The sequence below is a fragment of the Flavobacterium phragmitis genome (assembly GCF_900112575.1).
Lineage (GTDB): Bacteria > Bacteroidota > Bacteroidia > Flavobacteriales > Flavobacteriaceae > Flavobacterium > Flavobacterium phragmitis.
The window spans coordinates 253,047-276,267 of the sequence record NZ_FOMH01000002.1; the positions used below are offsets into that span (position 1 = coordinate 253,047).

Consider the following 23,221-nt stretch of genomic DNA (forward strand, 5'->3'; position numbering starts at 1 on the left):
TTTTTTGGTTTTAAAAATGCATAGCGGTAATTTTATGTTTGTTAATAAAAAACCGTTTTGAAATGAAAAACTTAAAACTCTTCATACTTTTATTGCCTGTTTTTTGTTTGGCACAAGAGCAAAAAATCAAGCAATTAGACATTAATTTAACCAATTACGAATACCCTTTTCCTGTTCATTTTTTAGAATTAAGCAATCAGCGTCAAGCGCTTAAAATGGCTTACATGGACATAAAACCAAGCAATTACAATAATAAAAATATTGTACTACTTCACGGAAAAAATTTCAATGGTGCTTATTGGGAAACGACGATAAAAGCCTTAACAAAAGAAGGTTTTCGTGTTATTGTTCCAGATCAGATTGGTTTTGGAAAATCGACAAAACCGGATAATTTTCAATACACTTTTCAGCAATTAGCCCAAAACACCAAACAGCTTTTAGATCATTTAGGAATCGAAAAAGCGACTGTTTTAGGGCACTCTATGGGCGGAATGCTGGCAACCCGTTTCGCATTATTATATCCTGAAACAACAGAAAAACTGGTATTAGAAAACCCGATTGGTTTAGAAGACTGGAAATTAATTGTGCCTTATAAACCTGTTGACTGGTGGTACGAATCGGAATTAAAACAAAATTACGAGGGCATCAAAAAATACCAAATGGCCAATTATTATGACGGAAAATGGAATGCCGATTATCAAAAATGGGCAGAACTCGGCGCTGGTTGGACAACTGCTCCAAACTACGATCGTGTAGCTTGGAATTCTGCTCTTTTATATGACATGATTTTTACGCAGCCTGTTTTATATGAATTTAAAAACATTAAAACCCCAACACTTTTAATAATTGGAACGAGAGATAAAACTGCTCTAGGAAAACCTTTAGTTTCTGAAGAAATAAGAAAAACAATGGGAAATTATGCTGAGCTGGGTAAGAAAACACAAAAGGCAATTCCGAATTCAAAACTGGTAGAAATTCCAAATACCGGACATTTACCACATATTGAATCTTTTGATCCTTTTATAAAATCATTAATCGTATTTTTGAAATAATATTTTTTTTGTTTGCCACGAATTGCACTAATTTCCACGAATTATTTTTTTGCCACAGATTAAAGGATTAAAATGATTTAATCTGTGCTAATCTTTTTAATCTGTGGCAAAATAAAAAAGAAATCAGAGCAAATTCGTGTATTTCGTGGCGAAAAAAACCTAACCTAAAAAACTATATAAATATGTTTACAATAGACCAAATAAAAGAAGCACACGCTAAAGTAAAAACTGGAGCAGATTTTCCAAATTACATTCAGGACTTAATCATTTTAGGCGTTAAAGGATATGACACTTATGTACACGATGGAAGCGTCGTTTACTATGGCTTAAATAATTATACCGCTGAAGCCGAAGAAAAATACCCTGAAATAAAAGTAGCCGATTTTCCAAACAAAGAATTGTTTATAGAAAATCTGGTAAAACATCAGCATGGCGAAACCGATTATATGACCTTTTGCAATCACTGTGCACAATGTGGTATAGCAAAATGGCGTGTGGATATTGTAGAAATGACCTGCACTTATTTTGACAAATCTGAAAATGAAATTTTAATCGAAAAAATTCCTGTTTAATCGCTTCACTATTCATGACTATTTTCAACCAAAACCACCAAACCATCTTCAAAAAAAGCATTTTACTTTTAGCTTTAATTGTTTCTTTTTTTGGCTTTTCTCAAAATAAAAAAGAACATTCAAAATTTAAAGTGATTGCTTTTTATACCGCAAAAAACGATCAAGCACATATTAGTTTTGTGCATGAAGCCAATAAATACTTTCCGCAATTAGCGGCAGAGAATCATTTTCAGTACGATTCGACCAGCAATTGGGATAATTTAAACGCTAAGTTTTTAGCAAAATATCAAGTTGTTTTGTTTTTAGATACAAGACCTGAGAAAAAAGAACAGCGAGAAGCTTTTCAAAAATATATGGAAAACGGTGGCGGTTTCATCGGATTTCATTTTTCGGCATTTGCTTTAAATGATTCGAGTTATCCACAAGATTGGAATTGGTATCATAACACTTTCTTGGGTTCTGGCGAATATGGAAGCAATACTTGGAAACCAACTTCAGCAGTTTTGAGAGTAGAAAGTCAACATGCTGTAACCAAAAACCTGCCTACAAAGTTTACTTCTGCTCCAAATGAATGGTACAGATGGTCGAATGATTTAACCAAAAATTCAGACATTGAAATTTTATTGGCTATTGATGAATCTAGTTTTCCATTAGGAACTGGTCCAAAAGCTCATGAAATCTGGCATAGCGGTTATTATCCCGTTGTTTGGACAAACAAAAAATATAAAATGCTGTACGTGAATATGGGACACAATGATATTGATTATGAAGGAGGAACAAACAAAACCTTATCGTACACTTTTGAAAACAAAACACAAAGTCAAATGATTCTGAACGCATTGCTTTGGCTTGGTAATTCAAAAAAATAATAAAATGTCAACTTCTCTTTCTCCCATCATTTCTGCTGAAGAATTGAACAAATTAAATTTTTCTGAAGTCATTTTAATTGATGCCAGAGCGGGTTCGAATGCTTTTGACGTTTATCAGAAACAACATTTAAAAGGTGCCCGATTTGTAGATTTAAACCAAGATTTGGCTTCGATACCGGCAAATCCGGCAAATGGAGGCAGACATCCTTTACCAACTGTTGAGCAATTTTCAGAAACTCTTTCAAACTTAGGAATTTCACCCTCAGACCATATTATTGTTTACGACGATAAAAATGGTTCTAATTTCTCTGCAAGATTCTGGTGGATGATGCGTGCCGTTGGACATGAAAAAATTCAGGTTTTAAATGGTGGTTATCAAGCAGCATTACAGAATGGCTTTCCAACTAATTCAGGAAATGAAATAGTTCAAAAAACAACTTATCCAATTAAAGAATGGAAATTACCATTAGCTGATATTGAAGAAGTCGAAAAAGCGCGTAAAAACGATCAAAATCTTGTCATTGATGTTCGGGATAAAAACAGGTTTGACGGACTGACAGAACCGCTGGATTTAATCGCCGGGCATATTCCAGGCGCAGTAAATATTCCTCTAACAGAAAACTTAGATGAAAACGGATTCTTTAAATCTGCCAAAGAATTAGCTCAAAAATACAAATCCATAATTGGAGATAAAAAAGACGAAAACATAATCGTACATTGCGGATCTGGAGTTACAGCCTGCCATACCTTGTTAGCAATGGATTACGCCGGACTTGCAATTCCGAAATTATATGTAGGCTCGTGGAGCGAATGGTCAAGAAATGACCGCGAAATGGCAACTCAACAAAAAGAATAATTTTTTGCCACTCCCGATAGCTATCGGGATTTATAAATTAAAAGGATTAAAAAAATGCGTTGCCACGAATTACATGAATTTCCACGAATTAGAACTGAGAAAAAATTCGTGCGAATTCGTGAAATTCGTGGCTAAAAAAAATCACTTTAATCTGTAAAATCTGTGGCAAAAAAATAATACAAATAAAAATTACAATGCAACACTGGGATATACTTTTATCAAATCAGGTAAATAAAAAGAAATTAATAGACAACATATTAAATGGCGAAGCAACTGGAGAATTAGCCGTTTTTAACACTCAAAAAGGAATATTATTCTCTGATATTGCGATTGAAAAATTCATCGAAAAAGAATTTCAATACGACAGCGTAGAAGCTTCAACTACTTCAAACAGACAACTCAGAACGTTTTCTTCAGGCGAACGCAAAAAAGAGTTTTTAAAATACTGTATCAATCAAAAACCGGATTTCATCATTTTTGACAATCCATTCGACCATTTAGATCAGGCGTCAAGAGTAGTTTTAGCCGATTCTTTAAAAGATCTGACGAATGATATTGCCATTATTCAGCTTTTAAACCGTACGGTTGATGTATTAGAATTTGTTCCCAACAAAGCGCAAATCAAAGACAATACATTTGAACTGCATCCATTCGTAAAAAGCGAAAATCATTTCAAAACCTTAAATACAACTGCTATTCCTAAAGCGACCGAAATTCATACTTTTCCAGAAAACGAATTAATCAGACTGGAAAATGTTTCGGTAAGTTATGACGAAAGAAAGATTCTTGACAACATTTCTTGGACGATAAAACAAGGTGAATTCTGGCAGTTAATTGGCCCAAACGGTTCCGGAAAAAGTACTATTTTATCCTTAATCACAGGAGATAATCCAAAAGGTTTTGGACAGGATTTATTTTTGTTTGGAAGAAAAAAAGGAACAGGAGAAAGCGTTTGGGACATCAAAAAACAAATCGGAATTTATACGACTGCAATGATGGATTTGTTTCAAAAAGGACATACTTTGGAACAAATGATTCTCTCAGGATTCTTTGACCAAATCGGACTTTACACAGAACCTACAACACATCAAAAAAATATCGTGACGCAATGGCTGGAAGTAATCGAAATGACCCATTTGCGTAAAAAACGTTTCATCGATCTTTCTATTGGACAACAAAGAGTTGGGTTAATTGTCCGTGCCGTTTTAAAACATCCGCCATTATTAATTCTAGATGAACCTGTAGAAGGTTTAGACGACGAAAACGTAGATTTGGTAATTCAGCTTATCAATACTATTAAACAAGAAACAAACGTAAGTATTCTCTACGTTTCACATAGAATCGAACAAGGCCTGGCTCCTACTTCAGTATTCGAACTTCTACCATCTGAAACAGGCTCAACAGGACAAATAAAATAATATTTACATAAAATAAAATGAGAAACCAGATTTCTATAGTGTTTCTTTTACAGCTGTTATTGTTTTCCTGCTCAGGTACAATTTCAACAGTAAAAAAAGAATATACTCTTAATACATCTTTAAAATTAAAGTCAGATTGGAGAATTAATTCAAAAGAATGGATTTTAAAAAATGACACCATTATCGGAACTGGATCTCCTTCGGAATGGGGTGTTTTAGAATCAAAAAAGAAACTGCCAAAAAACTATGAAATAGAATTTAAAGCCAATATGACCAAGGAATCTTTATTCGAAGTCATGTTGAATTTAGAAAAAGGAAATTACATCAGGACCTATCTTTATCAAATAGATCAAAATATCGTAATTGGAAAAGGTGTTTACGACAAAAACAGTAACGAATATGGTAAAAGAGGAGGAAAAAGCCTTTTCAACAAACCTATTGAACTGCAAAACAACAAATGGTATTCTGTAAAAATTAAAGTTCAAAACAACCAATTATTATTTTCAGTAGACAATAAAACCTCCTTAGAATGTTCTTTAGAAAATAAAAACCTAAGCCAAACAGGAAAATTAGGTTTTATAACCAACGGAGAAGTAAAAATAATAGACCTAAAAATTAAAACTATTTAAATAAAATAGAACAACTATAATTAAAACACAAATTCCACTAATTTACACGAAATTAATCTGTGAAAATTAGTGGAATTTGTGTTTAAGAAATTATCCAATTTTAATTTTCTTCATCCGTATTATGCGACTTCACATAGTTACGCCATTTTTCGATACATTCTTTAAAATCGTCTGGCAACTCCGTGTCAAAACGCATTAATTCTCCTGTATTTGGATGAACAAATCCAAGCGTTTTAGCGTGTAAAGCCTGACGTGGTAAAGCTTTAAAACAATTTTCGATAAATTGTTTGTATTTCGTAAAAGTTGTTCCCTTTAAAATCAAATGACCGCCGTAACGCTCATCATTAAACAGAGGATGTCCAATATGTTTCATATGTGCACGAATCTGGTGCGTTCTTCCCGTTTCCAATTTACAAGAAATCAAAGTCACATAACCAAAACGTTCCAAAACTTTATAATGTGTAATGGCCGGTTTTCCAATTTCTGGATCGTCAAAAACTGCCATTTGCATACGGTCTTTTAAATGTCTTGCCAAGTTTCCTTCAATTGTACCGCTTTCTTCAGTAACATTCCCCCAAACCAAAGCAATATATTCACGCTCTGTAGTTTTGGCTTCGAACTGTTTTGCCAAGTGCGTCATCGCAGCTTCCGTTTTGGCAACCACCAAAAGTCCTGAAGTATCTTTATCAATTCGGTGCACCAAACCAGGACGTTCACTACTGTTCATTGGCAGATTATCAAAATGATGCGCCAAAGCATTTACCAAAGTTCCGGTATAATTTCCGTGACCCGGATGCACTACCATTCCCGGCTCTTTATTGATTAATAAAAGAGCATCGTCTTCATACACAATATTCAACGGAATATCTTCAGGAAGAATATGGTTTTCAAATGGCGGATGTGACAACATAATCGTAATCACATCAAAAGGTTTAACTTTATAATTTGATTTTACAGGAATATCATTTACAAAAATATTTCCGTCCGTTGCCGCATTCTGAATCTTATTTCGTGTGGCATTCGGAATCAAATACATTAAATATTTGTCAATACGCAAAAACGCCTGACCTTTAGGGACTTCAAATCTGTAATGTTCGAATAATTCGTCTTCCAGATCTAAATTTTCTTCAATATTATTGTTCATCTTGTGGGGTTTCTACAGGCACTGCAGTACTGTCTGCCTGGCTATCATCTACATAACTTGCTTTTCCGTCACCTAAAACCAAATCAATTTTAGACGCTTTCAAAACACGGTCTCCTACTTTCAAATTTCTGCCTTTTAAACGCATTTCCAAAACCATATCTTTTCCAAGATTCGGAATATACGTAATCGTTCCCGGCTCAAGTCCTAACGCTTTTAAAGTTGGCACTGCTTCACGATATGTTTTTTCAATTAAATCAGGAATTTTAACAGAAGAAAATCCAGACGCATTAATTTTGATATAAATTTTTCTACCCACTTTAACCATTGTTCCTGGCAACGGATCTTGCTCTACAACACTATATTTTGGGTATTCACTTCTGTAATCAACACTGTCTAATAGAACATAATCCAAATCCAATTCGTCCAATTTATTTTCAACTTGCTCCTCAGTTAATTTAGACAAATTCGGAACCTCGATTTCGTGTCCGTGATCGGTCGTAAAAGTCAACCAATGCATAAATAAATAACCAATTACCGCGATAATAGCTGCGGCCGCAAGCAATTGCAAGAAAAAAACTCGGCTTGTTAAATACTGACGTAAACTCATAAATTTATTTTTAATAGCGACAAAGATAAAGTATTTCGTTTCAAAAAAAATGATAATTTTGTTTAAAACAAGAAAGTGCCTAAATTGTAATCCTGAACGAAGTCGAAGGACAAATTTAAGGAGCTGTTTCCTGCTATCCGCTGTATCTTTTGCGCCGAACCCCGGCACAAAAGGATGCCGCTTCTATCAGGGCTAGAACTCTCGGTTTCATAAGAACGTTATTTATTAAAAAATCATATACTCAATAAAAAAGATTCAACAATCAGTTTTCACAATCGCAACAAAACTTGAAACTTGAAACCTGAAATCTGAAACAAATTAAAACCTGAAACAAAAACATGAAAAACATTGCCATCATCATGGGCGGCTATTCCAGCGAATACAAAATATCTTTAATCAGCGGGAATGTCGTGTATCAATATCTTGATAAAACAAAATACAACGGATTCAGAATTCATATTTTTAAAGAAAAATGGGTTTATGTAGACGATAAAGATGCCGAATTCCCAATTGATAGAAATGATTTTTCTGTAACTGTAAATGGTGAAAAAATCACTTTTGACTGTGTTTTCAACGCCATTCATGGAACTCCGGGCGAAGACGGATTAATGCAAGCTTATTTTGAATTAATCGGAATGCCACAATCTTCTTGTGATTATTACCAATCGGCTCTGACATTCAATAAAAGAGATTTATTATCGGTTTTAAAACCATACGGAATCAAAACAGCAGTTTCTTATTACCTGAACAAAGGAGACGAAATCAATACAGCAGAAATCGTTAAAAAAGTAGGATTGCCTTGTTTCGTAAAACCAAACAAAGCAGGTTCAAGTTTCGGAATCTCAAAAGTAAAAACTGAGGCTGAACTTCCAATTGCCATTGAAGTAGCTTACAAAGAAGACAACGAAATCATCATCGAAAGTTTCCTTGACGGAACTGAAGTCTCTGTAGGGGTAATCAATTACCAAGGTGAAATTAAAGTATTGCCAATTACAGAAATTGTATCAGACAATGATTTCTTTGATTACGAAGCAAAATACGAAGGAAAATCGCAAGAAATCACGCCAGCAAGAATCTCCGACGAACTAACTAAAAAAGTAGCAGATACAGCAAAACGTGCTTATGAAGTTTTAAAAATGAAAGGGTTCTCAAGAAGCGAATTCATTATCGTAAATGACGAACCTCATATGCTTGAAATGAACACCATTCCAGGCCTAACAACAGAAAGTTTGATTCCACAACAAGCAAAAGCTGCAGGAATTTCTCTGGAAGATTTGTTTACAAATGCAATTGAGTTAGCTTTGAAATAAGTCGCTAAGATACTAAGGTGCTAAGATTCTAAGATTTTAGCACCTTATTTTTTATAGAAAAATTTAAACTTTGCATTTCCGAACCTAAAATAAATATGATCTTTCTAGTTGGAACTCGAGATTCAAATGTAAAAAACGGGATACTTTCAAATGAAAAATGTCCTGAATGTGGCAATTTCAATACGCTATATTTTAGTATATACAAAAGGTACACTCATATTACAACGATTCCTCTTTTTCCTGTTGGAAAATATGTAAATGTACAATGTGATAAATGCCAAAGTTTATTCGATTATGATGATTTATCTTCAGGCGCACAAGAAAAATTACGAAATGAAAAATTAGAAAGTGCAGTCTGGATGTTTTCTGGAAGTATTATAATATTTTTAGCTATTATTTACAGCATAAACGTTTATATTAAAAACAATAATGAAACCGCTGTTTTAATAAAAAAACCAGAAGTTGGAGATGTCTATAATTTAAAATTCTCAAACGGTTATTATTCAACCATGAAAATAGACAAAATAACAACCGACAGTATTTTTACAACACATAATGATTTTGACGCTTATCTGCCTTATGAAGTAGATGATTTGGATAAAAATGAAAACTACTCTGATCGAAAAGTTTCTTATTCAAAAAAAGCAATCATTAAGCTTTATGAAAATAATGAAATAATAAAAATCAGGCGAGCAAAATATCCATTAGAAATACAAAAACCGGAATACAAAATTCCAGTAACAAAATAAAAACTCAGCATCTCAGAACCTTAACAACTTAGCACCTCAAAAAAATGAACCAAATATTCGAATGGGATAGAGTCTTTTTTAACAGTCTTCCGGAAAGTTTTCTTTTGGAAGTGATTTTTCGTTCGACTGTTATGTTTACCATTTTGTTGCTAACCTTAAAACTGGCAGGAAAACGAGGTGTAAAACAATTATCTATTTTTGAAACTGTAATTATCATTGCATTAGGTTCTGCTGCAGGCGATCCTATGTTTTATGAAGATGTTGGAATTATTCCAGCAGCAATAGTTTTTACTACCATAATCATTTTGTACAGAACCGTAACCTGGCTTACTGGAAAAAGCAAAAAATTCGAAGAATTTATAGAAGGTAAAACCGAATGTCTGATTAACGACGGAAAGTTTTCTATAACCAGTTTTAAGAAAGAAAGTCTAGCACAAGATGAGTTTTTTGCAGAATTACGAATCAAATCAATTGAGCATTTAGGACAAGTAAAACACGCTTTTATCGAAACCAGCGGCGAAATCAGTGTTTTTTATTATGAAGACAAAGACGTTGGCTACGGATTGCCGATTCTGCCTTTACTTTTTGAGAAAAAAAATAAAATTATCCCAGAAGACGGAGTATATTCCTGTTCCTTTTGCGGTAATACTGAAAAATTAGAAAAAGGAACTTCCACTTGTAAAGATTGCCATAAAGACGAATGGGTTCCCTCCATCAATACCAAAAGAATAACGTAGATTTAAATTCCAAAAATAAAATACCAAATTCCAAACTATAAAAATTTTTAAACTCAAAAAACAAAGCTTCAGTCAATTTATAAAAACTTTGAGCCTTTGTGCCTTTGCAGCTTTGAACCTTAAAAAAGAAAAAAAATGCGAAAAGCCATATTTCCAGGATCATTTGACCCTATTACACTTGGACACGAAGATATTATCAAAAGAGGAATTCCTTTGTTTGATGAAATTGTAATTGCGATTGGTGTCAATGCCGAAAAAAAATACATGTTTTCCTTAGAAGAAAGAAAACGTTTTATCGAAGAAACCTTCAAAGACGAACCCAAAGTTTCTGTTATTACCTATGAAGGACTAACAATTGATTTGGCTAAAAAAGAAAAAGCCAATTTTATTTTAAGAGGTCTTCGCAACCCAGCCGATTTCGAGTTTGAAAAAGCCATTGCACACACCAACAGAAAACTTTCAAAAATAGAAACCGTTTTTTTGTTGACGGCTGCAAGTACCTCTTTTATCAGTTCAAGCATTGTGCGTGATGTATTGCGTCATGGTGGTGAATATGAACAATTGGTTCCAAAAGCTGTTAGAGTAAAGGAAAAATAAGACAAAAAATGCTCTTGAAACACATAGATTTTGTGCGTCAAAAGAATAAAATTATCAAACGCTTTTAATAATTTTCAAACTAAACATAAACTTGTAAGCGAAGCAAATTATAAGTAATTTCGCATTTTCAAAATAAACACCAAAAAATGAGTATCGAAAGAGAATTAAGCAAACGAAGTGGCGCTAAATGCGAACTTTGTGGTGCTGAAGAGAATTTAAAAGTTTATCAAGTACTTCCAACTAGAAAAGGAGGCCTTGATGAATCTGTATTTGCCTGTAACACTTGTATTGACCAAATTGAAAATCCCGACAACGTAGATTTAAATCACTGGAGATGCCTAAACGACAGCATGTGGAACGAAAATATTCCGGTTCAAGTTGTAGCTTGGAGAATGTTAAGCCGTATGCGCGCTGCAGGATGGCCTCAAGAATTGCTAGACATGATGTATTTAGACGATGATACGTTGGAATGGGCAAAAGCAACAGGAGAAGGAGAAGATGACGAAAATAAATTGGTTCACCGCGACAGCAACGGCGTAGTACTACAACACGGAGATTCTGTCGTTTTAATTAAAGATCTTAAAGTGAAAGGATCTAGCATGGTTGCCAAACAAGGAACCGCCGTAAGAAACATTCGTTTAGACCACGAAAACGCTGAATATATCGAAGGAAAAGTAGACGGACAGCAGATTGTGATTATTACACAGTATGTTAAGAAAATATAATTCTTTTGAGTGACAAAGTAACAAAGGTTTAAAGAGGCAAAGTTTCCTAACTGAAATCAAACCTTTGAGCCTAAAACAAAAAAAAAGCTGTTCAATCGAACAGCTTTTTTTGTTTTTATGTGTTGAGAACTAAGCTTAAAAACTTTGTCCCTTTGTTACTTTGAATCTTTGAACCTTCAAGGAATTATTTCTGGAATAATTTACTGATTTGGTCTTTTACGAATGGCTCAGAAACATTGTTTGTATCTGCGTCTCTTTCTTTACTTGAAACCATAAATTGTACTGTTGCTTTGTCTGGAACAACATTTCCTGTATAGTGTAACCAAATGTAGTTGTTTGGTAATTCTAATTTGATATCATACAAAGGCGTTGCATTAAATCCTCCAACAATAATATTGTAAAGATTGTTGTATGCGTTGTCAATGTTTTTGAATGAAAATTTTCTTAGGTTTGAAGAATCCTCATCAGTTTGGATAATAGTGTAATACACCGTATACTCATCTCCAACTTTTTGAATGTAATTGTTGTTTACTTTCCCTAATTTCTCAACAGGAACAGTTTCAAGAACCTTAACTTGTGCAAACGAAACGAAGCTAAAGAACATAGCAGCAAGGGTAATAATGTTTTTCATAATGGAATTTGGGGTTTACAATTTTCTGTAGCAAAAAAACATAGAAATATTGAAAAAACACCTATCAAAACATTATTTTTTTAACATAAAATTGTAAAACTTAGTTACACAATTCTAAAACACTGATAAACAAAGGGATAAATTTCAAAAATTCCAAAATGTAAAATGTAAAATCTAAAATCCAAAATCAGTACTTTCCTCTCTTTTCGTCTTCTACTTTCTTGATGACATTTCGGGCAACTTCGATTTTAAACTTCTTGCCTTTCATTTTCTCCTCTTTGATGTTTTTCAAAAGGTCTTTTACTTTATTGTATTTTACAGCTGCAAACGAAACAAAATCTTTTACTTCAATTAAACCTAAATCGTCCTTTTCTAGTTTTCCTTTTTGCGAAAAGAACCCCACAATATCAAATTTATTCAGTTTCGTTTTCTTTCCGCCACTGATGTAGATTGTTTGAAATTGCGGTGGTTTTGGCAGTGAAACATTTCCTTCAACATCTAAAACATCCATTTTGTAATCGATATAATCGAATTGTTTTTCACTTTCGTGAATAATAATATAGGCCGTTCCCGTTGCCTGCATACGCGCTGTACGTCCGTTACGGTGGGTGAATTCGTCTTCTTTTAAAGGCAGATGATAATGAATAACATGTTTCATTTCTGGAATATCCAAACCTCTGGCGGCTAAATCTGTCGTCACCAAATACGTCACACTTCCGTTTCTAAACTGAATCAAAGCACGCTCCCGCTCTTCCTGATCCATGCCGCCGTGATAATAAACCGAATAGATTCCTTTTTCGTTTAAAGTATCGCTAATACGTTCTGCTGCATCTCGGTGATTACAGAAAATAATAGCCGATTCTGATTTCAGCGAACAAATCAAATTGAACAAACTCTGCAATTTGTCTTTGGCTGGCGAAAGCACCATTTTCATCGAAAGGTTTTCTTTCTCCTCTTCTTCTGGAATAAAATCCAAAACGGTCGGATTTACAACTCGTGTGTATTTCGGAATCTCAATATCTGACGTTGCCGAAACCAAAACTCTTTTATTAACTTTCGGTAATCTCCCGATAATAAAAGACATCTGCTCATGAAACCCTAATTGAAGCGACTTGTCAAACTCGTCCAAAATTAAAGTCTGAATTTTATCTGTTCTGAAAGTTTCTCTGTCGATATGATCTGCAATTCTTCCAGGCGTTCCAATTAAAACTGCCGGCGGATTGCTTAAGTTTTTCATTTCCGTTTCAATCGAATGGCCACCGTAACAAATATTGACTTTGTACTGCGTTCCCATTTTTTTCCAAACCTGTTCAATCTGAAGTCCCAATTCACGCGACGGAACCAAAATCAAACATTGAACTGATAAGATTTCAGGTTGCAATAATTCTAAAACAGGAAGCAAAAACGCCAATGTTTTTCCAGATCCTGTTGGAGAAAGCAACAAAGTGTTATTATCGTGAAGAATTACGTCTTTTGCAGTTTCCTGCATTTCGTTTAGGTTTTCAATGCCTAAATTCGAAAGTATATCGTTGGAATGGTGTTTTTTGTTCATTTTGCAAAAGTAGAGAAAAATAGCTGGCAGTTTACAGTTTTTAGTGTTCAGATTGGAATGCTGCTTATTTAAACGCAATCCCGATAGCTATCGGAAGCTAAGTTTTTTTAATTTTGATTGAGCATGGCTATTGATTGCCTGATTTTTTTTTAACGCAAAGTACGCTAAGATTTTTTTCTTTTGATTGGGTTTGTCTTGCGATAAGAACGCAAAGCTGTATGCTTAGAACTTCGTCAAAGTCCTTACTTAAAGTTTTTTGCACAAAGTATGTCATTTCGAGGAACGAGAAATCACACTCGTAGCTCGACAAAGATTGTCAAAATTCTCCGCGTCCCGAGGCTTCGGGATAGTGCGATTTCTCGTTACTCGAAATGACAAAATATTCAATAATTTTTAAGCCTTTAAAAATGTCATACAAACTTTTTCTTGACGATATTAGAGATGTAAATATGGTTTACAAAAATCTCACTAACAACGATTTTGTTATAGTTAGAAATTTTGAGGATTTTAAAGCGGTAATTCTAGAAAAAGGCCTTCCTGAGTTAATTAGCTTTGATAATGATTTAGGTCTCGATGCAAATGATCAAGTTGCCGAAGATGGTTACGCTTGCGCCAAATGGCTGGTTTATGAATCCGGAATTGATTTACAAAATCTAAAATTCAATGTACATTCTGCAAATCCTGTTGCCAGCCAGCAGATTCAGGGTTTACTTGATAATTATATTAGACATTTGAGATTACAATAGTACAGGTTTTTAATCTATACTTGTAAAGAAAACAATTGTAAAAAGCAACCTTGCTTTACTTTGTGGGCACGGATTGCAAATCCGCGCTATTGGATTGCCTAATTTTTTTTAACGCAAAGTGCGCTAAGTTTTTTTGCTTTTGATTAGGCTGGGCTTGCGATAAGAACGCAAAGCTATACGTTCAGAACCTCCTAAAAGTTTAATTTAAAATATTACTATATGGAAAACTTATTAACTAATATTCTTAGCTATTCAATTGTTCCCACATTGATTACTTTAATTATTACAAAAATAACTGAAGGAAGAATAAAAAGCTCTTTTGACAAGAAACTTGAAAACACCAAAAAAGAACATTCTTTAGAAATTACAAAATTTCAAAGAGAATTGGATTCGTTAATAGCAAAGGAAAATTTCAAGTTTACCAAGTTACACGAAGAGCGTTTTAATGTATTAAAAAAAACTTACTCATTATTAAATAAGACTAGAAACGATTTGGGTCTTTTCGTTGCTGAAATCAAACTTATCCCAAGCAATACAACGTTTGAAAAAAACGAGGAAAGATTACATATGAATTTTATAGCTTCAAACGAAGAGCTGATAAAATACATAGATGACAATTTAATTTTTTTTAGTAATAATCTTGAATCGATGCTTGCCGAGTTTATGGAAGAATCTTTTCAAATCTCTATTGACTATAAACCAAATCACCCTGTTAACAAATTAGTATTTCCTAATAGAGAAATTAAAGAGAATACTGTATCAGCTTATAAAAGGCTCAACGAAAACATCCAACCTATTATGATTGCCATTAGAACAGAATTTCGAGAACTTTTAGGAGCTAATTTATAATTTCAAAATTCCCCCTGCTAGCGCGAGCGTCCCGCTCGTGAACGCAATCTAAATCATTACGTAAAACGGACACGAGCGGGACGCTCGCGCCAGCGACAATATATAAAATCAAAAAGCCTAATAAAAAAACAAATTTTATTAGGCTTTTTCAAATTGTAAAAAAGAATAACTATTTATCCTTCAATATCTTCTCTAAATACTCTACTTTATCTTTTTCTGCCTGAATTAGACGTTCATAAAGCTTTTTATTTTCTTCGTAAGATTCTATTAACTTTTCTAAAGGATTAAAAGTAAGATTAGTACAAGAGTTATTTAATATTTGTCCTTGTGCACTATTATCATAAAAATTATTGAAATAATTAATTGCAGCTTCGTCCGAAAAATTCTTAAGAGCTTCAACACTTACTCCTAAAGCTTTTGCAATTTGTTTTAGCTTTTCATCATCTATCGTTTCGCTGTTTTCTAAAGCAGAAATCGCTTGTTGGTTTGTTCCTAAAGCCTGAGCCAAAGCTTCTTGTTTCATATCACGAAGTTCACGAATACGACTTGTTTTTCTTCCTAATATGGCTTGGTTTTGATAGTGTGCTCGTAATTCTAAAATATTACTTGTTAAACAAAAATACGATTTTGATATATGAAATTAAATAAGTTGCTAAGTTTCTGAGATTCTGAGTTACTAAGTTTTGTTTCTTATTATTTAATCTTCTCTTTCTCAACGGTTAATTTTATCTAAATCAAAAAAGTTACAAACAAAGAAGTAGAAGCAAGCAAAGACTCAAAGTAATTTCAATAGCCCCTAGCTTTAGCTAGAGGACCAAAATACGAATTGAAAAAGGCTTTAGCCAAATCTGCGAAAGTTTGGCTAAAGCCCTTTTCTTCTTTAATTTTTATTATCCAGCTAAAGCTGGACGCAATTCAATCTTCCAACAATAAACTTATATTTAATTAATGTTTTTCTGACTTATTTTAAAAATCTTATATTTGAAAACATCAATTTTAAAATTCTAAAAAATCGTAACAAAATGGGACTATTCAACAATCTTTTTAAAAAGAAAGAAGAAAATACAGAATCAACTACTAATCAGCAAAATGGCAGGAAACACTTTGTATCTGAGAATGATTTTTTAGAAAAATACGGAGCTTTGGCTTTAGAAAAACAAAGAAATCTTTATGCTGTAACTGGAGGACTTTCATGGAATGTTGACATGAATAAAGAAGAAATAACTTTTGGAGACGATTTGACATTTCCAATGCAGGTTTTGGGTTCGTTTTCGCATTCTTCTGAAACCTGGCTTTGGCTTTGGGAAAATAAAGCGGGCGGTTATGCTGAATCTGTTATGAAACAAGCGCTTTTATTAAAACAATACGGCGAAGAAAACAATATCGATTTATTGACTGTTGGCAAATTTGACGCTGTTCCAAATGATTTGCATTTAATTGGAATGATTGCAACCGAAATGTTTGATGGAAGCGGTTATTATCTTGGAAATTACGGTCAGGGAACAATGGTGGTTACGATTAAATCGGATCTGATTGATAAAGCTGAAAGTGAAGAATTCTCCAGAATTTTAACTGTTTTTCCTGAACTGATTTCGACATTTGAAATTCAGAATCATAAAAATGCTTTTACCCATTATCTGTCTCAAAAAGGTTACGAATTGACTTCGAATGGAAACGAAGTTAAAGCAGAAAAAGACGGAAATGTTATCAATGCTGTTTTTAATGAAAACAACCTTTTGACCAACTTAAACGGTAATAATTCTTAAGTAAAAACTTCAAACCTGAAACCTGAAACTTAAAACAAACTAACCACAAAGTTTGTCTCCGCGTGAGGGATAGAGCTAAGCTACCGAAGTAGCAGCGAAAGCCCGACAGCTTCCCGATAAGAGGGCGTATAAGCTCAAAGTATATTTGCCCTCTTATCGGGATGGTGGCACGCCCAGCTATTTATTTTTACAATTTTTCTTATTTATTTACGCAACCTTTTGAATTATGTTTTACTAATTGATATAATTTAAAAAATATAAATATGAAAAAAATGTTATTTCTTATCGTAGGAATCCTAGCTGTTTCCTGCTCGAACAATGATCCTGTTTATGAACCATATTTAAATTTGGACGAACCATTTGATCCGGGAGCACATGCAATTTCGTATACTATAACTCAAAAATATTACGATGAAGAGGACGAAAATTATCAGACTGATAAATTGTACTTTTCTGGAGAAAAACTTATTTTCTTTCAATACAATGACGGATCTTACAGTAAATATACCTATACCAACAATTTGGTAAGTGAGATACAAAATTATGATGCAAGACGTGTAATGGCAACAACAACAAAATTGGCTTATGACAGCGCAGGCAGAATAATTGATTTTCAGGAAATGCCTTTTTCTGATAAAAGTATCGTTGCTAAAAAAATTACTTTTGCTTACAGTGCCGATAAAATAACTGCGACAGTGACGACTTCTCCTGTTGTTAGTACAAAAACGTATGAATTTAAGCTTGATGCCAATAATCAGATTATTAGTTATAATGATGATGAGGTATTTGATTATGAAAACGGAAATCTTGCAGCTGTCTCGAAATCGAACGCAAAAATTACTTATAGCGCAATAAAAAATGACAACAGTTATAAAAAAGATCTTTTGGGTAAAGAATGGAAACAAAATAACTTTTTATTGAATCTGCTTGGCTTAAAAGTAACTAACCGTCTTTATATGTTTGAAGGTGAAACATCTGAAAATCTGATTGCATCTTCTACTACAATTCTTGATGACGACTCTGTTTACGATATGGTGGTTGATTATGAATTTAATAGTCAAAATAAATTAGTAAAAGAAACGAGAAAACATTCTGAAACGATCGAAGGAGAAACGACAGATGTAGAAAGATCTGAATTTATCTACGAGTATAAATAAGAGATTTTTAAAATTTAAATTGAGCCTGGTAAACCTAAAGTTTGCTGGGCTTTTTTAATTCTAAAATAAATCTGTTTCTTATTCTCATTTTTTTTTGCATTTGCACGCAACCTTTTAAAAAATATTTTACTGTTAAATATAAACTTCAAAATCTATACTAATGAAAAGCTCACTAAAATATATGATTCTCGCTTTAGTTACGATCTCAATAAGCTTGACAATTTCTTCATGTTCCAATGAAGAGGTAATGACCTACAACGTGCCAGATGATTATTTTTCACCTCCTTTATATCTCAAATGCACCTCGAGTATTGAAGATGCTGATCCAAAAATTGTGACTTTAACGCAATATACAAGAGAGAATCCTTGTGAGCCAAATTCAATGGCAATTGTGAAATCTAAGTCCAGCAAGTATACTCTCTATATTAGAGGACTTGCCACACCTGGAGAATGGAAAGTTTATTCAGGAAGCGGTATCACTTTCGATAACGGTTCATTAACCGCTTCTGGAACAACGGTTACGGTGCATTTTGCGTCAGACTTTAAAAGTGGCTCAATAATGGCTGTTGGCAACAGTATCTCAGGAGAAACATGGGGGCCAATTTTGAATTTTTCTAAACCGTAATTTTTTCAGATAAAGCAAAACACGAAATCATTTACAACCTAAATACAGAATCCATAAACCAACATAAACCAAATGTAAAAAGGCTCTAATAAACGTAAAGTTATTTAGAGCTTTTTTTTACTTAAGTCAATTCTAAATTCTTACATTTTTTTTGCTTTTCTACGCAACCTTTTAAAAAATATTTTACTACTAGATATAACTTAAAAGGAAAAAAAAATGAAAAAAATAATAATTCTTCTAATTGGATTTTTAGCTGTTTCCTGCACAAATGATGACTCTAAAGAATCTGAATTGGTTTCTATTACAACAGATTACTATGCAGATAATATTTTATGGGATTCTTCAAAATACTATTACTCAAATAGTAAACTGGAAGATGTGAAAAACTTAGACAAGAGCCATACAAATTACAGCTACAATAATAATTTAATTGCTACAGCTTCTAATTATGAACCTGACGGTTTTTTATTCTCTACCAACAAATATACTTTTGACAGTAATGATCGTTTAACTGAATTTGCAGTAGTTTTTAGTGATAATAGCGAGATAAAATATACTATAACCTATAACGAAACTACTATTCTTGTTACTTACAAGCACTACAATGGTAACGCTATAGTATACGAATTTGGTTTAAATGCAAACAAACAGATTATTAGTAAAAAAACAATCTCGGTAAACGGCGCTCCTCCTAGAGCAAATTCTTTAAGGTATCAATATACCTACGAAGGACAAAATTTGGTCGCTGTAACTTCTTTTAATGCTGAAACAAATGTTACGACGCCTCTTGTGACTTATACTTACGGCACTGAAAAAAATGAAGCAGATCCTTCCAAACATATGTATGGAAAGGCTTGGAAAATGAATAGTTTTTTTATGGTAATAGTAAATGGAGGAAATTACACTTCACAAGTTTCTGAAAATATAGTTTCTAGTTACAAAGAGGGTACAAGAAATGCCACAATTAACCGCGAATATAGTAATGGCAAAATTTCGAAAACGACAACAGAATACGTGTCTTCTTCAAATATTGCTATGAAGATTGTGTCTGTTTACGAATATAAATAGAATTAGTTTCATTTTTGTAAAAAGTCTCGATTAGAATTATCTATCGAGACTTTTGTAATATTAGCTTGGCTTAAATATTTAGCTTTTACTTCCAAAAATATTGGAACAAATTTCAGTTTAAAACTCTAAAAATTTAACTATTAGAATTTCTATCTGAATGATACGGGACAGTCGTAGCTATTTTTGCTATTGGTTTTTCTTCTTCAAACAACAATTTAATGTTTTCGTATGAATTTTTAAGCGCCTCTTTAATTTGTTCTGGGTTTAACCACGCTACTTTTTCGATTCCTTCTTCTAATTGGCCGTGTGGCGTTCCTTCAAAATCAGAAAACATTTCGAACCAATGTGTAATTTTAAGTTTGTATTTTCCGTTACGTTTAAAAATATGATACGTTTTCTGAAGTTTATTGGTAACTCTTAACTTATTTACTCCAGTTTCTTCTTCGACTTCGCGCATTGCAGTCGTTTCAATGTCCTCTCCCTTCTCTATTCCGCCTTTTGGTAAATCCCATTTTCCGTTTCTAAAGATAAACAGAACCTCTCCTTTCTTATTATAGACAAAGCCTCCGCCTGCTTTATTAACGGGAATTTTGGCTTTAAGGGTTTTCATCATTTCACTTTCGTCTGGATGATATAGAATCGCTTTTTGAATTTTATTCTGAAAAATTTTTATGATAAGCTGTTCGATATCAATACTCTCCAACAAGAACAATTGGAAATCTGTTTCCTTTGAGATTTCATTTGTCAAAAAAAGTGGTTTGTCGTTTACAAAAACTTTATACATTTGTATTATGATTTTTAATAAAGATACTGCCGAAAAAACAGCCGAATTGCTTTTGCAAATAAATGCAATTAAATTGAATCCCGAAAATCCTTTTACATGGGCTTCTGGTTGGAAATCCCCTATTTACTGTGATAATAGGTTAATTCTTTCATTTCCGAGCATCAGAAACTATGTTCGTGATGAATTTGCCAAAAACATCGAAAAACAATTTGGAAAACCTGATGTAATCGCCGGTGTTGCCACTGGAGCCATTGGAGTTGGTATTTTGGTTGCCGAAAGTTTAGGTCTTCCATTCGTATATGTCCGTCCAGAGCCTAAAAAACACGGAAGACAAAACCAAGTCGAAGGTTTTTTACAAAAAGGTCAAAATGTTGTGGTTGTCGAAGATTTAATCTCCACAGGAAAAAGCAGCTTAATGGCTGTAGAAGCTTTAAGAAACGAAGGTGCCAATATTAAAGGTATGGCTGCCGTTTTTACTTATGGATTCAGTGTTGCAGAAGAAAACTTCAAAGAAGCAAATGTTGATTTATTCACTTTAAGTAACTACGAAAATCTATTGGATTTAGCGGTTCAGAAACAATATATCACAGAAGACCAACAATCAACTCTGCAAGAATGGAGCGTTAGCCCATCAACTTGGGGACAGGAGTAGATTTTAGATTTTAGATTTTCTAAAAGTCGCTTCGCTCCTTTTTCGGGAATTTGGATTTAGAAATTTTGGATTTCATTTAATCCAAGCTTTGCGAACTTAACTAAAGCCAAAGTAAAGTAAAGCAAAAAGACCTTGCGAACTTTGCGGTAAAAAAACGCATGATAAAACAAAAACAAAAAACACTATATGAACTTAGAAAGTCCAAAAGTTACTGTTCAGAAATCAGCTCAAGATTTATTCGATCAATTGACTGATGTTAAAAATTTTGAAAAATTAATGCCGGATAACATCGCTAAATTTGAAGTGACTGGCGAAGATGCTTTTATTTTTGGATTAAAAGGCATGCCGGAAATCAAATTGAAAATGAAAGACAAAGTAGCTCCAAACAAAATTGTTTTGGGTGCTGCAAGTGATAAACTTCCGTTTACACTAACTTCAAAAATTGATAGTATTTCTGATTCGGAAAGTGCTGTTCAATTGTTCTTTGAAGGTGAATTCAATGCTATGATGGCCATGATGGTTAAAGGTCCAATAAGCAAGTTTATTGAAACTCTAGCAAACAATATGAACAAACTATAATAATGATAAATTATTAATTGTGAATTATAAATGAAAAGCCTGATTTAACGATCGGGCTTTTTTTTGTTATTGCCGCGAAGGCGCTAAGGCACAAAGTTTTTTTTGTTTCACGCAGATTTGGCTGATTGAGCAGATTAATTTTCCGTAAACACGCAGCATTTTTCACGCAGATTTAAAAGATTTAAGCAGATTAATTTAATTATAAACTTTGCGACTTAGCGTCTTTGCGAGATTTCAAAAATACACAGACGCACTGAAGTGCGTCTCTACAGAAAACCTTTGCGACTTAGTGCCTTTGTGGCAAAAAATCTTAGCATCTTAGCATCTCAGAACCTTAGTAACTTAGTAAAGCATCTTAACTTCCTTAATCTCAAATTCAGCAACAGAATCATCTTCCAACAAAACCTGTAATTTTCCTACAGAAGAAACGCCCTGAATAATTCCCATGAAGTTTTTATTGTCCAGATTGCTAAAAGGCATTGGAACACCTTTTTTAAATAAAGAATTGAAATAATCATCCCATAAAAGCGCCGCAGAAGTTTTCCAAAGTTCAATTTTCTCTTTTAATTTTTCTACAATTAAAACAGCAATTTCTTCTTTCTCAAAAGTTTTACCCGAAATTACGGCAAGAGAAGAAGCGTTTGGTAAATCTGTATAATCGGTTTGATTGACATTAATCCCAATTCCGACAACTGACACTATTCTGCCATCGCTTTTAATGGTGTTTTCTATTAATATGCCAACCAATTTCTTATTGTATGACAGAATGTCGTTTGGCCATTTAATACAAATATCAGGAATATTTAACGATTTTAAAACCTCTGAAACGGCAAGGGAAACGGCAACACTTAAATTAAAAACCTGTTCGTTGTCAAACAGAAAATCCTTCACCAACACACTCATAGTTAAGTTTTTACCAATTTCAGACTGCCATTTTCCGCCCATTTGCCCCTTGCCTTTTGTCTGATTTTCAGCGGTTACCGTTGTAAAATTCTCCAGTTCATCCTGACTTGACAAGGCTTTCAGGAAATCATTTGTCGAATCTATGGCATCGAGTTTGATTAGTTTCATTAAATAATTTAAATATCTTAATTTAATATTTTGTTAAGGTTCAAAAATAATCACAAAATTTGGTAACTTTACAAATTCACATATAAAATAATTCATGGCGAAAAAGACTATTAATAATGATGTTCTACTGGCGAACATAATCAAAGGGATTGAGGAAGTAAAAGGAAATGATATCGATATTCTTGACTTAAGAGAAATAGATACAGCTGTATGCGACTATTTTGTTATTTGCAACGGTAGCTCCAACACCCAAGTTAACGCCATCGTAAACTCAATTCAAAAAACAGTATCAAAAGACTTAAAAGATAAACCTTGGCACGTAGAAGGTACAGATAACGCAGAATGGGTTTTAATGGATTATGTACACATTGTAGTACATGTTTTCCAAAAGCATATTCGCGAATATTACAACATCGAAAGCCTTTGGGGCGACGCCAAGATCACTACAATCGAAAACAAATACTAAAGAAACTTTC

26 protein-coding genes and 1 pseudogene are annotated in these 23,221 nt (G+C 33.4%); 20 read left to right on the top strand and 7 right to left on the bottom strand.

Annotated elements, in window-relative coordinates; translation table 11 throughout:
* The first annotated feature begins 62 nt into the window (after window positions 1-62).
* From BM289_RS03965 to BM289_RS03990, 6 genes are all read left to right on the top strand, one after another.
* The gene (locus BM289_RS03965; protein ID WP_091491045.1) at window positions 63-1,052 is read left to right on the top strand and encodes an alpha/beta fold hydrolase; all 990 of its coding nucleotides are present in this window, start codon (window positions 63-65) and stop codon (window positions 1,050-1,052) included.
* A gap of 182 nt (window positions 1,053-1,234) precedes the next feature.
* On the top strand, window positions 1,235-1,624 hold the full coding sequence (locus BM289_RS03970; protein ID WP_091491046.1) for a DUF1398 domain-containing protein: 390 nt from the start codon (window positions 1,235-1,237) through the stop codon (window positions 1,622-1,624).
* A 14-nt stretch (window positions 1,625-1,638) separates the two neighbouring features.
* Window positions 1,639-2,493, top strand: coding sequence for a ThuA domain-containing protein (locus BM289_RS03975; protein ID WP_091491048.1), 855 nt, complete (start codon window positions 1,639-1,641; stop codon window positions 2,491-2,493).
* A gap of 4 nt (window positions 2,494-2,497) precedes the next feature.
* A complete protein-coding gene (locus BM289_RS03980) occupies window positions 2,498-3,349 on the top strand; it encodes a sulfurtransferase (RefSeq protein WP_091491547.1) in 852 nt (283 codons plus the stop codon).
* 194 nt (window positions 3,350-3,543) lie between these two features.
* Complete coding sequence (locus BM289_RS03985; RefSeq protein ID WP_091491050.1) at window positions 3,544-4,767, top strand: ATP-binding cassette domain-containing protein; 1,224 nt, start codon at window positions 3,544-3,546, stop codon at window positions 4,765-4,767.
* Window positions 4,768-4,784: 17 nt separating this feature from the next.
* A complete protein-coding gene (locus BM289_RS03990) occupies window positions 4,785-5,396 on the top strand; it encodes a hypothetical protein (RefSeq protein WP_091491051.1) in 612 nt (203 codons plus the stop codon).
* Window positions 5,397-5,496: 100 nt separating this feature from the next.
* Here the strand turns inward: BM289_RS03990 and BM289_RS03995 are convergent, their stop codons facing one another.
* Both BM289_RS03995 and BM289_RS04000 read right to left on the bottom strand, forming a co-directional pair.
* Window positions 5,497-6,540, bottom strand: a complete 1,044-nt coding sequence (locus BM289_RS03995; protein WP_091491053.1) for an RluA family pseudouridine synthase — start codon at window positions 6,538-6,540, stop codon at window positions 5,497-5,499.
* Window positions 6,530-7,147, bottom strand: a complete 618-nt coding sequence (locus BM289_RS04000; protein WP_091491055.1) for a PASTA domain-containing protein — start codon at window positions 7,145-7,147, stop codon at window positions 6,530-6,532. The genes BM289_RS03995 and BM289_RS04000 overlap by 11 nt, the downstream gene beginning before the upstream one ends.
* 338 nt (window positions 7,148-7,485) lie before the next feature.
* Here BM289_RS04000 and BM289_RS04005 point away from each other — a divergent pair, with 338 nt between their 5' ends.
* The 5 genes from BM289_RS04005 to BM289_RS04025 all read left to right on the top strand — a co-directional run bounded on the left by BM289_RS04005 (window position 7,486) and on the right by BM289_RS04025 (window position 11,265).
* Window positions 7,486-8,457 (top strand): D-alanine--D-alanine ligase, encoded by a 972-nt coding sequence (locus BM289_RS04005; RefSeq protein WP_091491056.1) that lies wholly within the window; start codon window positions 7,486-7,488, stop codon window positions 8,455-8,457.
* A gap of 95 nt (window positions 8,458-8,552) precedes the next feature.
* A complete protein-coding gene (locus BM289_RS04010) occupies window positions 8,553-9,206 on the top strand; it encodes a hypothetical protein (RefSeq protein ID WP_091491058.1) in 654 nt (217 codons plus the stop codon).
* 44 nt (window positions 9,207-9,250) lie between these two features.
* Window positions 9,251-9,943: a DUF421 domain-containing protein gene (locus BM289_RS04015; protein ID WP_091491059.1), complete on the top strand. Its 693-nt coding sequence runs from the start codon at window positions 9,251-9,253 to the stop codon at window positions 9,941-9,943.
* A gap of 135 nt (window positions 9,944-10,078) precedes the next feature.
* Window positions 10,079-10,540 carry a pantetheine-phosphate adenylyltransferase gene (gene coaD / locus BM289_RS04020; protein ID WP_091491061.1) on the top strand — a complete coding sequence of 154 codons (462 nt, stop codon included), beginning with the start codon at window positions 10,079-10,081 and terminating at the stop codon, window positions 10,538-10,540.
* 146 nt (window positions 10,541-10,686) lie between these two features.
* Entirely contained in the window at window positions 10,687-11,265 is a 579-nt protein-coding gene (locus BM289_RS04025) for a PhnA domain-containing protein (protein WP_091491062.1), read from the top strand.
* Window positions 11,266-11,449: 184 nt separating this feature from the next.
* Here the strand turns inward: BM289_RS04025 and BM289_RS04030 are convergent, their stop codons facing one another.
* Window positions 11,450-11,896: a hypothetical protein gene (locus BM289_RS04030; protein WP_091491064.1), complete on the bottom strand. Its 447-nt coding sequence runs from the start codon at window positions 11,894-11,896 to the stop codon at window positions 11,450-11,452.
* A gap of 187 nt (window positions 11,897-12,083) precedes the next feature.
* Window positions 12,084-13,448, bottom strand: a complete 1,365-nt coding sequence (locus BM289_RS04035) for a DEAD/DEAH box helicase (RefSeq protein WP_091491065.1) — start codon at window positions 13,446-13,448, stop codon at window positions 12,084-12,086.
* 407 nt (window positions 13,449-13,855) lie between these two features.
* On the opposite strand from BM289_RS04035, the gene BM289_RS04040 reads away from it, so the two are divergent.
* Together BM289_RS04040 and BM289_RS04045 are read left to right on the top strand one after the other, a co-directional pair.
* A complete protein-coding gene (locus BM289_RS04040) occupies window positions 13,856-14,194 on the top strand; it encodes a cyclic-phosphate processing receiver domain-containing protein (protein ID WP_244165321.1) in 339 nt (112 codons plus the stop codon).
* A 219-nt stretch (window positions 14,195-14,413) separates the two neighbouring features.
* Window positions 14,414-15,043: a hypothetical protein gene (locus tag BM289_RS04045; RefSeq protein WP_091491069.1), complete on the top strand. Its 630-nt coding sequence runs from the start codon at window positions 14,414-14,416 to the stop codon at window positions 15,041-15,043.
* 169 nt (window positions 15,044-15,212) lie between these two features.
* Here BM289_RS04045 and BM289_RS04050 read toward each other — a convergent pair.
* Window positions 15,213-15,636: pseudogene (locus BM289_RS04050) on the bottom strand (helix-turn-helix domain-containing protein).
* A 429-nt stretch (window positions 15,637-16,065) separates the two neighbouring features.
* Here BM289_RS04050 and BM289_RS04055 point away from each other — a divergent pair.
* From BM289_RS04055 to BM289_RS04070, 4 genes are all read left to right on the top strand, one after another.
* Window positions 16,066-16,809: a DUF6882 domain-containing protein gene (locus BM289_RS04055; protein ID WP_091491071.1), complete on the top strand. Its 744-nt coding sequence runs from the start codon at window positions 16,066-16,068 to the stop codon at window positions 16,807-16,809.
* Window positions 16,810-17,072: 263 nt separating this feature from the next.
* Entirely contained in the window at window positions 17,073-17,966 is an 894-nt protein-coding gene (locus BM289_RS04060; protein WP_091491072.1) for a hypothetical protein, read from the top strand.
* Window positions 17,967-18,126: 160 nt separating this feature from the next.
* Window positions 18,127-18,591: a hypothetical protein gene (locus BM289_RS04065; protein ID WP_143102041.1), complete on the top strand. Its 465-nt coding sequence runs from the start codon at window positions 18,127-18,129 to the stop codon at window positions 18,589-18,591.
* 216 nt (window positions 18,592-18,807) lie between these two features.
* Entirely contained in the window at window positions 18,808-19,659 is an 852-nt protein-coding gene (locus tag BM289_RS04070; protein ID WP_091491076.1) for a hypothetical protein, read from the top strand.
* Between the two features lie 133 nt (window positions 19,660-19,792).
* Here BM289_RS04070 and BM289_RS04075 read toward each other — a convergent pair whose 3' ends face one another.
* Window positions 19,793-20,443: an NUDIX hydrolase gene (locus tag BM289_RS04075; RefSeq protein ID WP_091491077.1), complete on the bottom strand. Its 651-nt coding sequence runs from the start codon at window positions 20,441-20,443 to the stop codon at window positions 19,793-19,795.
* A gap of 7 nt (window positions 20,444-20,450) precedes the next feature.
* Here BM289_RS04075 and pyrE point away from each other — a divergent pair, with 7 nt between their 5' ends.
* Window positions 20,451-21,095, top strand: coding sequence for an orotate phosphoribosyltransferase (gene pyrE / locus BM289_RS04080; protein ID WP_091491079.1), 645 nt, complete (start codon window positions 20,451-20,453; stop codon window positions 21,093-21,095).
* Between the two features lie 186 nt (window positions 21,096-21,281).
* Window positions 21,282-21,674: an orotate phosphoribosyltransferase gene (locus BM289_RS04085; protein ID WP_091491080.1), complete on the top strand. Its 393-nt coding sequence runs from the start codon at window positions 21,282-21,284 to the stop codon at window positions 21,672-21,674.
* Between the two features lie 342 nt (window positions 21,675-22,016).
* On the opposite strand, the gene BM289_RS04090 is transcribed toward BM289_RS04085, so the two are convergent.
* On the bottom strand, window positions 22,017-22,745 hold the full coding sequence (locus BM289_RS04090; protein WP_091491082.1) for a biotin--[acetyl-CoA-carboxylase] ligase: 729 nt from the start codon (window positions 22,743-22,745) through the stop codon (window positions 22,017-22,019).
* A 94-nt stretch (window positions 22,746-22,839) separates the two neighbouring features.
* Here BM289_RS04090 and rsfS point away from each other — a divergent pair, with 94 nt between their 5' ends.
* Window positions 22,840-23,211, top strand: coding sequence for a ribosome silencing factor (gene rsfS / locus BM289_RS04095; RefSeq protein WP_007809313.1), 372 nt, complete (start codon window positions 22,840-22,842; stop codon window positions 23,209-23,211).
* Window positions 23,212-23,221 lie beyond the last annotated feature (10 nt).